This window comes from Paraburkholderia kirstenboschensis, assembly GCF_904848585.1.
In the GTDB taxonomy this organism is placed as follows: Bacteria; Pseudomonadota; Gammaproteobacteria; order Burkholderiales; family Burkholderiaceae; genus Paraburkholderia; species Paraburkholderia kirstenboschensis.
Genome location: NZ_CAJHCR010000003.1, coordinates 479734 through 492398, shown reverse-complemented (window position 1 = coordinate 492398; position 12665 = coordinate 479734). Strand labels below are relative to the sequence as shown.

Annotated in this window: 13 protein-coding genes; 9 read left to right on the top strand and 4 right to left on the bottom strand. The window is 60.8% G+C overall.

Annotation, left to right across the window (positions count from 1 at the left end; translation table 11 throughout):
• Window positions 1-19: 19 nt before the first annotated feature.
• The 5 genes from JMY24_RS12015 to JMY24_RS11995 all read left to right on the top strand — a co-directional run bounded on the left by JMY24_RS12015 (window position 20) and on the right by JMY24_RS11995 (window position 4942).
• Window positions 20-868 carry an ABC transporter ATP-binding protein gene (locus tag JMY24_RS12015; protein WP_128598607.1) on the top strand — a complete coding sequence of 283 codons (849 nt, stop codon included), beginning with the start codon at window positions 20-22 and terminating at the stop codon, window positions 866-868.
• The gene (locus JMY24_RS12010; protein ID WP_201702105.1) at window positions 865-1743 is read left to right on the top strand and encodes an ABC transporter permease; all 879 of its coding nucleotides are present in this window, start codon (window positions 865-867) and stop codon (window positions 1741-1743) included. Before JMY24_RS12015 ends, JMY24_RS12010 begins: the two co-directional genes overlap by 4 nt.
• Before the next feature lie 435 nt (window positions 1744-2178).
• On the top strand, window positions 2179-2472 hold the full coding sequence (locus JMY24_RS12005; protein ID WP_201702104.1) for a hypothetical protein: 294 nt from the start codon (window positions 2179-2181) through the stop codon (window positions 2470-2472).
• 171 nt (window positions 2473-2643) lie between these two features.
• Window positions 2644-3006: a hypothetical protein gene (locus JMY24_RS12000; RefSeq protein WP_164853884.1), complete on the top strand. Its 363-nt coding sequence runs from the start codon at window positions 2644-2646 to the stop codon at window positions 3004-3006.
• Window positions 2996-4942: a T6SS phospholipase effector Tle1-like catalytic domain-containing protein gene (locus JMY24_RS11995; RefSeq protein ID WP_201702103.1), complete on the top strand. Its 1947-nt coding sequence runs from the start codon at window positions 2996-2998 to the stop codon at window positions 4940-4942. The genes JMY24_RS12000 and JMY24_RS11995 overlap by 11 nt, the downstream gene beginning before the upstream one ends.
• A gap of 172 nt (window positions 4943-5114) precedes the next feature.
• On the opposite strand, the gene JMY24_RS11990 is transcribed toward JMY24_RS11995, so the two are convergent.
• Complete coding sequence (locus JMY24_RS11990) at window positions 5115-6053, bottom strand: YihY/virulence factor BrkB family protein (RefSeq protein WP_201702101.1); 939 nt, start codon at window positions 6051-6053, stop codon at window positions 5115-5117.
• A 396-nt stretch (window positions 6054-6449) separates the two neighbouring features.
• Between JMY24_RS11990 and JMY24_RS11985 the strand changes: the two genes are divergently transcribed.
• Both JMY24_RS11985 and JMY24_RS11980 read left to right on the top strand, forming a co-directional pair.
• Complete coding sequence (locus JMY24_RS11985; protein ID WP_128596363.1) at window positions 6450-7160, top strand: SDR family NAD(P)-dependent oxidoreductase; 711 nt, start codon at window positions 6450-6452, stop codon at window positions 7158-7160.
• 57 nt (window positions 7161-7217) lie between these two features.
• Window positions 7218-7472, top strand: coding sequence for a tautomerase family protein (locus JMY24_RS11980; protein WP_128596364.1), 255 nt, complete (start codon window positions 7218-7220; stop codon window positions 7470-7472).
• A 9-nt stretch (window positions 7473-7481) separates the two neighbouring features.
• On the opposite strand, the gene JMY24_RS11975 is transcribed toward JMY24_RS11980, so the two are convergent.
• Entirely contained in the window at window positions 7482-8396 is a 915-nt protein-coding gene (locus tag JMY24_RS11975) for a LysR substrate-binding domain-containing protein (protein WP_128596365.1), read from the bottom strand.
• A gap of 93 nt (window positions 8397-8489) precedes the next feature.
• A complete protein-coding gene (locus tag JMY24_RS11970) occupies window positions 8490-9041 on the bottom strand; it encodes a thioredoxin family protein (protein WP_128596366.1) in 552 nt (183 codons plus the stop codon).
• A 348-nt stretch (window positions 9042-9389) separates the two neighbouring features.
• Between JMY24_RS11970 and JMY24_RS11965 the strand changes: the two genes are divergently transcribed.
• The gene (locus JMY24_RS11965; protein ID WP_128596367.1) at window positions 9390-11186 is read left to right on the top strand and encodes a cytochrome c biogenesis protein DipZ; all 1797 of its coding nucleotides are present in this window, start codon (window positions 9390-9392) and stop codon (window positions 11184-11186) included.
• A gap of 208 nt (window positions 11187-11394) precedes the next feature.
• Window positions 11395-11787 carry a response regulator gene (locus JMY24_RS11960; RefSeq protein ID WP_128586342.1) on the top strand — a complete coding sequence of 131 codons (393 nt, stop codon included), beginning with the start codon at window positions 11395-11397 and terminating at the stop codon, window positions 11785-11787.
• A 101-nt stretch (window positions 11788-11888) separates the two neighbouring features.
• Here the strand turns inward: JMY24_RS11960 and JMY24_RS11955 are convergent, their stop codons facing one another.
• Window positions 11889-12656, bottom strand: a complete 768-nt coding sequence (locus tag JMY24_RS11955; RefSeq protein ID WP_201702099.1) for a DUF4410 domain-containing protein — start codon at window positions 12654-12656, stop codon at window positions 11889-11891.
• Window positions 12657-12665: the final 9 nt, after the last annotated feature.

Genomic DNA, 12665 nt, shown 5'->3' with positions numbered 1-12665 from the left:
ACATCTTGGGGGCGATCCGATGGTGGCTAATCCTACGCTTCTCTTTCCAGACCGCGCCGAGCGCACTGGGCGCACTGGGCGCAGCGGCCCCGCAGTCAGCGAAAAGCTGCTCGCGGTGGAGAACGTCAGCCTGGAATACCGGACGCGCGGGCGCATCGTCCGCGCGACGCACGACGTCAGCTTCGACGTCTACGGCGGCGACCGCTTCGTGCTGCTCGGACCGTCGGGTTGCGGCAAGTCGACGCTGCTCAAGGCGGTGGGCGGCTTCATCGAGCCGGCCTCGGGCACCATTTCGCTCGACGGCCAGATCGTGCGCGGCCCCGGCGCCGACCGCATTGTCGTGTTCCAGGAGTTCGACCAGTTGCCGCCGTGGAAGACAGTGCTGCAAAACGTAGCCTTTCCGCTGCGCGTCGCGAAGAAGCTCTCTCGCGCGGAGGCCAACGAGCGTGCTCTGCATTATCTGGAGAAAGTCGGCCTCGCCGGGTTTGCGAACGCTTATCCGCATACGTTGTCGGGCGGAATGAAGCAGCGCGTGGCCATCGCGCGGGCACTCGCCATGCAGCCGCGCGTGCTGCTGATGGACGAACCGTTTGCCGCGCTCGACGCATTGACGCGCCGCAAGATGCAGGAGGAACTGCTGCGCCTGTGGGAAGAAGTGAATTTCACGCTGCTCTTCGTCACGCATTCAATCGAGGAGGCGCTCGTGGTGGGCAACCGCATTCTGTTGCTGTCGCCTCATCCAGGCCGCGTGCGTGCGGAGTTGAACAGTCATCAGTATTCGCAGGACAGCTTTGGGCGCAGCGATTTCCAGCGCAGCGTCGCACGTATTCATCATCTGTTGTTCGAAGAGACGGAGGCCGTGCAATGAGTTCGCCCGCCACCTTGTTGCCGCCGGTTCGCGACGAATATGAACGTCCTTTGGAACCGCTCGGCGAGCTCGTCATTGAGGCACCGTTGCCGCTCGCCAGGCGCATTTTCGCGCAAACCTGGTTGCGCAAAACGCTGATTGCGCTGGTGCTGATCGCTGCATGGGAAATTGCGGCGCGCGTGGTAGATAACGATCTGCTGCTGCCCACGTTCGGCGCGACGTTCAGCGCATTCGTGCAGGGCGTGTGGTCCGGAGAATTGCTGCAGAAGACGGCCGTGTCGATGTCGGTACTGCTGCGCGGTTATCTGCTCGGCGCGGCGCTTGCGTTCGTGCTGACATCGCTTGCGGTGTCCACGCGCGTGGGCCGCGATTTACTGTCGATGCTGACCGCGATGTTCAACCCCTTGCCTTCCATCGCGCTGTTGCCGATTGCGTTGCTATGGTTCGGCCTCGGCACGGGCAGCCTGTTGTTCGTGCTCGTGCACTCCGTGCTGTGGCCGCTTGCGCTCAACACGTATTCCGGCTTTCAATCGGTGCCGGCCACGCTGCGCATGACCGGACGCAATTATGGCCTGACGGGAATGCGCCATGTATTGCTGATTCTCGTGCCGGCCGCATTGCCGTCTATTCTCGCGGGCTTGCGTGTGGGTTGGGCGTTTGCGTGGCGCACACTGATTGCAGCAGAACTGGTGTTCGGCGCGAGTTCGGGCAACGGCGGACTTGGCTGGTACATCTTTCAGAACCGCAATGAGTTGTACACAGACCGCGTTTTCGCGGGACTCGCTGCGGTGATCGTGATCGGCCTGCTGGTCGAGCACCTGGTGTTCGATACGCTGGAGCGGGTTACGGTGCGGCGCTGGGGGGTGCAGCAGTAGGTACGGCAGTTGTCGAGATTCTCTGGCGCGCGGTGCTGCCGTCAATGGGCCAAGGTGCAAGCCTGCACCGCGCACCGGTGAGGAGCCTTTTGGGCGACTTCGGGTTGCCCTTTTTCGCGGATCATTTCTTTCCTCAGGGTTGGCGGATGGCTCCGCTTCCGCGGCCCATATCGCGGACTGATGTCCTGCTCGCCCGCTCTCGGGACGTTGTCCAATAACCTTCATCGACTTTCCGCGATTAGCGCACGACTGCTTTTGCCCGCCCCGCGCGGGCTTTTTCTTGCGCCGGACATACGCAACTGCCCGCTGGGCGATGCTCTGGGCCGACGGTCGCGATGCCACATCGCAATCTGAATTTTCTGCATGCTTTTTCCTATCAATCCTGCAGAAATCCAACGCTGGTCTGATACCCCCGTGAACCTGGCTTCCTCATAATTGGCGCAAAGCAAAGCAGCAAGGGAGCTGAGCCTGCCGCCGTGGCCGCTACAGGGTAACCACATGCCCTCGGGGATGCGCAGCCGCGATCTGAAGGGAAGCGCGTCGAACCAGTTCGTCGCGGATGACACGCCGGGCGAATTGCAGGCGCAGGTGAGGGACATCATTAACTACATCTGCGCTGCGCTGATTTACGGTAACCAGGTGTATGAGAACCGCGTGATCGTAGGCTTGGTGGAAGGTGTTCGAGAGAGTCAGATCAGCCTGGCAGAAGCGCTAGAGCAATTTCCGTGAACGTAATACCTTGCACCAAAAAATCCCCACTCACGAATTCAACCTTGAACCTGGAATGCAGAACTCATGCTTTTTAATCCAACCCGTCGAACGTTGATCCGATGTCTTGCGCTCGGCCTTGCTTACCCCTTGGTTGCGTGCAGTGATGAAAACCACAAAGTGAGACTGTTTATGAAAAATGACATTGTGCTCTCCGTTGTGCTGTACAGCTACCTGGATTACCCGATATTCGATGTCATGCTCAATGGCTCTGGGATCGGCGGCGCCAACTCCCATGGAACCAACGGCATGATTACCGGCATCCGGGTGCCATTCGGAAAGCAGGCTTTAACGTGGCGCGATGCCGGGTCGGGGAAAACGATCTCCATCAGAGATACCATCACTCTCACCGAGGAGCGGATTCCTGCAGACGCCCGTTACCTGGCGGTGAACATCTATCCGGATGACACAGCCGAATTCGTTTTTGACGAGTCCATACCCGATCCGACGCCTCGTGGAAAGATCCTCGACGAGAGGAGAAAGCATGGCAAATGAACAGTTGCAATCCGCTGTTTCCGGCAACCGTGATATTCCGAATAGTCCGCCCAGTCCGAAGCAAGACTGTTCTGACGTGGTCAACATCAGTTTGTTTTTTGATGGCACAGGCAATAACAAGGACGCTGATGAGGCTTCGAAGAAGTGGGCCAATCCCGCAAAAATGTGGCAGGCAGCGTTTCTAATCGCAGAAAAAGGAGGACCGGATTACCCCATCTACATATCAGGAGTAGGTACGGCTTTCAATGGCACGGCGACCGACTGGTTGGACGAGGCGTGGACAACAACTCAGGACAAGGTAGGCGGTGGGTTCGGTGGCGCAGGTGGGACCCGCCGGACCGAGTTTGGAAAGAACAACGTTAATGACAAACTGCGAATTGTCCTGCTCGACAATGCGAAGAAGCTGAACGCGACGACAAAAGCCTATGCCGAGAAAAGCAAGGGCGAAAGCCTGGGTGAACTGAGCAAGGCACTCGCCGCACATCGTCTGATCAAGATGATCAATCTGTCGGTATTCGGTTTTTCGCGTGGAGCGGCGCTGGCGCGAGCCTTCGCGAATGACTTTCTAAAGGACTGCAAAACCCACACACAAGGGCAACTAACCTATCAGGGCTTTCCGATTCGCATTCATTTCATGGGCCTATTTGACACCGTGGCGTCCTTCGGCGGGCCCGCGGTCAATATGGATTCGTTCTTTACGGAAAAAAATCTGAAAGTCCCCGGTGCGGTCGAACGGTGTGTTCATTATGTCGCGGCTCACGAAATGCGTTTTTCTTTCCCCGTCGATCTGATCCGCCAGCACGGGAAGCTTATGCCAAACTGGAGCGAGACCGTCTATCCCGGTGTGCACTCCGATGTCGGCGGCGGTTACGAACCAGTCGACCAAAGGATCTCCAACAATTACGCCCGCATACCCTTAAGGGACATGATGAGCGAGGCGCTAAGGGCTGGAGCCCGTTTGCTGTCGTATAGCGACATGGCAAAGGATTCCAAAATGAAAGCGCTGTTCAACCAACGTTTCGCCGTCACCCCCGAAGCTGAAACCGCGTTCGCACGTTACATGCGCGCAGTGCCAACCCGCGGCTCCATTGAGGACGTGGTCAACGCACATATGAAGGCGCTGTATTCGGCGTATGGAACGATGTCCCGGCGAGGCGTCAGGACACCCGACAATAATTCTGATATCGGCCACAGACTCCTCGGCCATGCGAGCATGGCGCAGGAAGTAAAGGCACTGCGCAGCCGTCGGGCGGCAGCGGGTCTGGTGTTAGGGGAAGAGAGTCCTCTTCAGGTCATTGGATCAGTCTACGGCCAGCTAGTGAAGCCCGAGGCGTGGCGTCTTCAGGCCTGGGATACCACAGCGAGCGACGACGTGCTGGGCCTGATCAGCAAGTATGTGCATGATTCGAAGGCGGGCTTTTTGTGCGGAGTTGAACCCTTCAGCTATTTCCGGCCGCGCGGTATGACCGAGTGCAGCCACAATGTGCTGGCTGAAGGCTTGCAGTGGCTCGACGCCAACGCGAACGCCGCCAGGGAGGCGGTCATCAAGGTCTACAACGCCGCCGGACATATCGTGGTGGAAACCTGGCAGGCGGGTGAGATGATTGCGACGAAGACGTACAAGGTCGGGGAAACATTTGTAGTGGACACCGTGGCCGCGGGTCAGAAATACGCTGTCGAGGTCTATCAGACCAGCAGGAAAGTGGTGATCACAAAAATCGACGAAGGTCAGCGGGTCGTCATTGATTCAGTAGATATGGTGCAGAAGGAAGCCTCTTCGGCTCTGGACGCATTGAAACAGAAAGCAGCCAGCGTAACCCAACAGGTGCGGCAGGGCGCCCGTTCAGCCGCCAATGCAACCGGCAGGGCTATTGACAGTGGCATGCAGACGGTTGAAGACGGGTGGCAATCGACCAAGGCCGCGCTTCATCTGTGACTCTTAGAAAGACGGGTGGCGCTGGTATTCGCGCCGCGCACAGCTAATTGGACTCGCATAGCTCAGTGGCGGATAGTGCGTTTAAAAATAAAAAGGAGGTAAAGATGGATCGTGCCAGTTGCTTCGAAGGCGACTCAATGGACCAAGGTGGGAAAGTCACGCAACCGCGCGGTCAACCGCGTGAGCGTGCCGCCCCCACCGACAACGGCCGATCCTTCTGTTCGTCCTTCACTTCGTTGCGTCCTGCGAGTTCCGCCGTCGTCTCCGCGCCGAACAGAAACACCGCTGCGGAGAAGTACAGCCACATCATCAACACCGCGAGCGAGCCGGCTGCGCCGAACGAACTGGCTGTGCCCGCATGCGTGAGGTAAAGGCCGAACAAATGCCGGCCGACCGAAAACAGTATTGCCGCTGTCATCCCGCCAATCGCGGCGTGCATGAGACTAACGCGTGCATCCGACATCCACCTGAGGAGCGCGGTGAACGCGGCGCCCAGCACGATAAGTCCTATTAGCGTTTGCAAGATCGTGGTGACGATGACTAATGGCGAATCGCCGAACATCACGTGGCCCGCATAAGTGATCGCGGTGTCGAGCACGAGGGACACGACGAGCAGAAAGCCGAGGCCGAGCACCATGCCGACCGACACCAGCCGGGTCCGCACGAGCCAAGTGATGCTGCCCTTGCTTTTAGCGTCTTTCGAGGCTTCGAGGACGACATCGAGCGCGGTGTTCAGTGAAGTAAAAGTCGCGGATGCGCCGACGATCAGCAGCACGACTGACACCACTGCGGCGATGCCGCTGCCGCTCGACCGATGCGCGTGCTCGACGATGGTCTGCATCGCCTCGGCCGCGTCTTTGCCGAGAATGCCGCGCATCTGATCGAACAGACGTCCGCGTGCCGCATCTTCGCCGAAGAACCAGCCGGCGACGGCGAGCACCATCAAGAGCGTGGGCGCCAGCGAGAAAGCCGAATAGAAGCCGACGCTGGCGGCCATCATCGGGCAGCGGTCCGACATGAAACGCTTGCCTGCGTTGACGCCGATGGTGAAAGCGTTACGCAACCGTCCGTGTTTTTTCGACGCCGCCGCGGGGGATGAGAGCTTGTTCATATACGCCTCGCCGTTGAACATGATGCGCGCCGCGGCTCTCGATTAGCCGATGCCTGAGCCCGCCCGGCGGGCCGCAGCGCTGGATTGCACTGCGCATGCACTGTGCCTGCCCGCCATGCGCGCCGCGCCTGCCAGCGTCGGGTATGGGCACTAGCAACCGCCGCTGCCGCTCCACGCTGTCCGATATCGACTAGCTGCTCGTCGCAACACGCGCGGCCGCCGTAGCTTTTCTTTCCCGCCGCAGCAGATCTTCTCGTTTGTCCAATGGCGGCGCAAAGCCGATAGTTCAGTCACCGAGGACGCACTGCAAAAGCCACTTCAGCAAGCGGCAGACGGCCAAGCAGCACGCCAGGCAGCGCGCTCTCATATCTGAATCTAAATACTTTGGAGCACAACATGAATACGTCGGAAAAAGTCGCGGTCGTGACGGGTGCATCGCAAGGCATCGGCGCCGAATTGGTCAAGGCGTTCCGTCAACGCGGTTATCGTGTGATCGCAACGGCGCGCGGCATTACCCCGTTCGACGACCCGGACATCGCCACGGTCGCCGGCGACATCGCCGATCCGGCCACCGCGCGGCGTGTGATTGCGGAAGGCGTCGCACGTTTCGGCCGCATCGATACGCTCGTCAACAACGCAGGCGTCTTTCTCGCGAAGCCTTTCACCAGCTATACGGCCGAAGACTACGCATTGGTGAAAGGCGTGAACCTCGACGGCTTTTTCAACATCACCCAGCTTGCGATTGCCGAGATGGAGAAGCACCAAAGCGGGCACATCGTCACCATTACGACGAGCCTCACGGATCACGCGATCAACGGCGTGCCTTCGGTGCTTGCCTCGTTGACCAAGGGCGGCCTGAACGCGGCGACGAAGTCGATCGCTATTGAATATGCAAAAACCGGGATTCGCGCCAACGCGGTGTCGCCTGGCATCATCAAATCGCCGATGCATGCGGTGGAAACGCACGCGGCGCTTGGTGCACTGCACCCGATGGGTCACATGGGCGAAATGGACGACATCGTGCAGGCTGTGCTGTATCTCGACTCGGCACCGTTCGTGACGGGCGAAATCCTGCACGTAGACGGCGGCCAGAGCGCCGGTCACTAAACCATCGAAAATATTCGGGCGCCGATTGGCGGCGCCCGCTTTGCCATGGAGAACGACATGCCAATCGTCACGATTCAGGTTACGCGCGAGGGAACGAAACCCGGCGCATCATCGGTCACTGCCGATGAGAAAGCGCGCTTGATCAGCGGTGTCAGCCACGTGTTGCTCGACGTACTGAAAAAGCCGCTCGAAGCCACGTTTGTCGTGATCGAAGAAGTGGACATGGAAAACTGGGGTTGGGGCGGCTTGCCGGTTCAGGAATACCGCAAGCAGAAAGCGCTGAAAAGCGTTGAGAGCGGCAAGACCGATTGAGCTACACGGCTACCGCGCGCTGGCTTCCGCAAGGAGCCACTCCTTGAATGCGACCACGGCGGGCTCGTTGCCGTTGTCTTTTCTGTGGACCACGTAGTAGGCGAGTTCGCAAGTCTGCGCCTCCGCAAATGGCCGCACCAGGCGGCCTTCCGCGATGTCGCGCTCCACCAGACAGGTTCTGCCGAGTGCCACGCCGTTCCCTGATATTGCTGTGTGGATCGCGGCGGCGGAGTCGTTGATTTGCAGCCCGCGGTCGCAGTCGACGACGCCCGCGTTACCCGTCTTTTGCACCCACGACCGCCAGGTGGGAAAGGTGGGGGCCGTGCGCATCGATATGTCGTGTATCAACGGATGGTAGTTCAGATCGGCGGGCGTCTTCAGCGGATGTTCGCCCTCGAGTAGCTCGGGGCTGCACACGGGGAAGAACTCGTCGCGCATCAGGAACGTCGCAGTAAGCTCCGGCCACTGGCCCGTGCCGTAACGGATGCCGGCATCCACTCTGTCAGCGGTGAAGTCGACGAGTTTTAGCGACAGGTCGATGCGCAGATCGTAGCGCGGATGGTTGCGCTGAAATCGTTCGACCCGATACAAAAACCACTTGTCAGCGAGAGCAGGCGGCACGGTGACAGTCACCGTGATGCGCTCCTTGCTGGCCTTCAGACGCTCGACCGCCGTCGCGAGCAATTCGAAACCCGCTTGCAGTTCGGGCATGGCCGCGCGGGCCGCGTCGGTCAGCATGAGCCGCGACGCGCCCGACGTCGAGCGATGAAATAGCTCCATCTCCAGCGTTTCCTCCAGCCCGCGAATCATCTGGCCGATCGCGGCGGGAGTGACGTGCAGTTCTTCCGCAGCGGCGACATAACTCAGATGCCGACCGACCGCCTCGAAAGCGCGCAGTGCATTCAGATGATTGGGTGCTCGCATGGGCCGTCGCAAAGCCTGGTTAATTTCGATTGACGCATGCTCGCAGGCGGACCTGGCGTCGTCAATACCGAAATGCGGCGCTGCCGCACGACATCAACCCGGTTGCGCCAGCAGCTCGCGAATCTTTGCCTCCGTCTGTGCATAGTCGCCTTCGCCGAAGTGGCTGTAGACGACGTGGCCTGCCTTGTCGAACAGATACAGCGCGGGCCAGTACTGGTTATTGAACGCGTTCCACGTCGCGTACTGATTGTCGAGCGCCACCGGGTAGCGAATGTCGAACTTCTTGAGTGCCGCGCTCACGTGCCCGACGTCGCGTTCGAACGGGTACTCCGGCGTATGAACCCCGATCACTTCCAGTCCCTGATTGCCATATTGCTTGTACCAGCCCTTGACGTACGGCAGCGTGTTGACACAGTTGACACATGAATACGTCCAGAAGTCGACCAGCACGACCTTGCCGCGCAGTTGCGGCAGTGTGAGCGGCGGGCTGTTGAGCCACGTGTCGATGCCGGTTATCTGGGGCGCGGCCGGCGTATTGCGCTCGGCGGCGGTAAGCGCGCTGCCGCGCGTGGCAAGCAGACTGACAAGCAACGCAAGCGCGATGAATGAGCCGATAGTGGCGATGGTTTTGAGTCGGGCGTACATGATCGATTGTCCTTTCAGAAGACGTGGGCTGCGCGCAAGGGTTGATCGGTAGACATGACGTCATTGGACGCTCTCGACGTATCTGGCATATGTCGCTGCCCGAGCTCGCGCGCAATGTTTTGTGTCGGCATGGCCGCTCGATACGCTGAGATACAAAGTCATGCCCGGCCCGCGAGGCTCAACGACTTTTGTGTCGCACTGTATCCAGGCAGCCGCCGATACATGAACTTGCACTTCGCCGCGTGCACCGACACAAGCCCGATACGTGCCGGTAGTTCAATGCATGTAAGCGTTCGGCTCCGCTCTATCGATCTGGTCGACGAACTCATTGAACGAAAGGACATCGTTATGCTGCTCATACTTCTCGCCTTTGCCGGCGGCATGCTCACCATTCTCAGTCCGTGCATTCTCCCGGTCGTGCCGCTCGTGTTTGCGCGCGTCGATCAGTCATTCGTCCGGCACGGCTTGCCGCTGTTGGCCGGCATGGCGCTGACGTTCGCGGCTGTCGCGAGTCTCGCCGTGGCCGGCGGCAGCTGGGTCGCCCACGTCAACGAATACGGCCGGTGGATCGCGCTCGCGTTCTTCGGCGTATTCGGCGCGGCACTGCTTTTTCCGTCGATGGCAGAGCGGCTCACGCATCCGCTCGTCAGTGCCGGCAATCGTCTCGATGGCGCGTTGCGCCGCGACGGCGGCCAACCTCGCGTGATGTCGTCGGTGCTGCTCGGCGTCGCGACCGGGCTGCTGTGGGCCCCGTGCGCGGGCCCGATCCTCGGTCTCGTGATGACGGGCGTGATTCTGCATCGCCCTGGCAGTGCGAGTGTGTTGCCGTTGCTCGCGTTCGCAGCGGGCGCGGCGGCTTCGCTTGCCATCGTCCTCGCAATCGGCGGGCGGCTGCTTGCCATGCTCAAGCGCGGGTACGGAGTGAGCGAGCGCCTGCGCCAGGTGCTCGGCGTGGCGGTACTCGTTTCCGCTGGGGCAATCGCGCTCGGCGTGGATACGCGTGCGTTGGCCTATGTGCCTTCGTTGAATACCACCGGCATCGAAGGAAAACTCGTTCAGCGCTGGTCGCCGAGGGCGAATGCGCAGCGGCCGAACGCCGGCGCGTTGCTGAAGGTCAGCGCGAGCGCGGAGGGCGGCGAAATATCTAATCCCATGCGTGTTGCCGCGCCGCTTGCGCTGCCCGTGGAAGGCGCAATGCCGTCGCTGTCGGGCGCGGTCGACTGGTTGAATTCGCCACCTCTGAAAACGGGCGATCTGCGTGGCAAAGTGGTGATCGTCAATTTCTGGACGTACTCGTGCATCAACTGTCTGCGTACGTTGCCGTATCTGAAGACGTGGTCGAGCCGCTATCGCGATCAGGGGCTCGTGGTAATCGGTGTGCACGCACCGGAATTCGCATTCGAACACAACATTGCCAACGTGAAGCGGGCCGCGGCGGATCTCGGTGTCGACTATCCGATCGCCATCGATAACAAGCTCGCCGTGTGGCAGGCGTTCGACAATCAGTATTGGCCGGCCTTTTATATCGTCGATGCGCACGGCGACATTCGCTATCACCACTTTGGAGAGGGCGGGTACGAGCAATCGGAAGAAGTCATCCGTCAATTGCTGGCGGACGCGGGGCATTCGAAGCTGCCGGCGCCCGCGGGTGCCGCGAAAGCGACGGGAATTGAAGCCGCCGCCGACCCGCAGGATTTGCGCTCGGGCGAGACCTACGTCGGTTATCGCCAGGCGGAGGGTTTTGCGTCGCCGGAAGCGCTCGCGCCAGACGCGCTTCGCACTTACAGCTCGCCCGCCCGACTGCCCGCAGGAAACTGGAGCCTCGACGGCGAGTGGAATGTCGCCGGCGAGCGCGCGCAATTGGGCAAAAGCGGTGGAAAGATCGCTTACCGGTTCCACGCGCGCGACCTGCATCTGGTGCTCGGTCCGATGGCGGACGGCAAGCCGGTGAGGTTCAAAGTGACGATCGACGGCAAGCCGCCGGGCGCTTCGCATGGCGCGGACACGGACGCGAACGGAGTGGGCCTTGTCGATAAAGAGCGGCTTTATCAGCTCGTGCGGCAAAGCGGGCCGGTGCAGGACCGAACGTTCGAGATCCAGTTTCTCGATTCAGGGGTGAGTGCGTACGCATTTACATTCGGCTAGCACAACCGGAGCTCGCGTGCGGAGCCGGCCGGGAAAGGCAAGTGCGGTATTCCAATCCTGCCTGCCCGGCGCGACGCGGGAGAGCGACGCGATGACGTTCCTGCAGGCGCGGCGTGGTATGCCACTTGCTGCGCTGCGATAGTTTTTTATCGCGAATCGTGATATGCCCCAAACAACGAGTAGCTGCCAGAGATGGAGCGCCCGCCAGGTGCGGGTCTTGCACGAGGTGCCGCGCGTCCTCGTGGTCGACGACAACGCGGGCGCTGCGGAAGCGCTCGCTACCTATCTCTCGTACGAGGGTGTGGAAGCTCGCGCGGCGATCGGTTGTAACGAGGCGCTGCGCTGCGTGAAAGATTGGGTGCCCGACGTGGTGGTGCTCGACATCATGATGCCGGAGCGCGACGGCTACGAAACGGCGAGCGCACTGCGCAGTTATCTGCCCACGCCGAGTCTTGGCATTGTCGCGTTTACCTCGCTCGACGAAGACCATGTGCGGGAAACCGGTCGTGGCCGGCATAACTTCGACGGCTATTGCCAGAAGGGTACCGCGCCGACCGCTTTGCTTGAGCTCATGCGCAATCTCTGGCGCGAGACAAACTGATTGTCGTGGCGGCGGTTGCTGGCGACGCGCGACTGCGAAAAGCACGGCGGTCTGCATGCAGTTCGTGCGGCCCGGCTCACGCCCGAGTCGCACGGCCGTCGTCAGCCCTTGATGTGGCTGCTCGAGAGCCAGCCGCCGCTCACGCCGATTTGCGCGATCTGCTTCGCCACGGCATCGCCCAGCCGCGTTGCGTCGGCGGACACTCCAGCGCGCTTCGTTTCGGAGACCGCGTGCAAACCGCCACCCACGGCCGCCGCGGTCACGATACCTCCCGCCGCCGCGCCCACGCCGGCCGTCTCCGCGATGCCCGGCGTCTTGCCGCTGTCGGCGCTTGCGTCGAAGGTTTGCACTAGCTGCGGTGCGCCGCCTGCGGGCTTATAGAAGATCTGCACCGAACTGCTCACCACGCTCTTGCCGGCGCCGAGACCGATCAGTGTCCGACGGCTGCGGTTTCCCGCGTCGATCGTATCGAAGCTGCCTCGCACCATCAGCACGTTTTGATCGGCGGGCGCGGGTATGTCCGAGCGGATCGCGCGCAGACCCATCGACTGCAACTGATGCACGATTTCGTTTGCGACCTGCTCGCGGACTTCGGTGGCGTCGTCGGACTGCTTCTGTGCTGCCGACGAACCGTCGATATGCGCCTTCAGTTTCTGCAGCATGCCGCCGTCGAGCTTCACCTGGTCCGCATGAGTATCGAAGGTGTAGACGTAGATGTTGTCCGGACGCACGGTCGGCTGCGCGGTCGCCGCGCTCGTATTGGTGACGCTGCCGCCTGCGCAACCGGTCAGCAACGCGCTGACGCTGACAAGTGCGATGCAGGCAACACGGGCAGTGTTCTTTTTGATGAGCTTGATTGAATTGAGCATGGTTGTCTC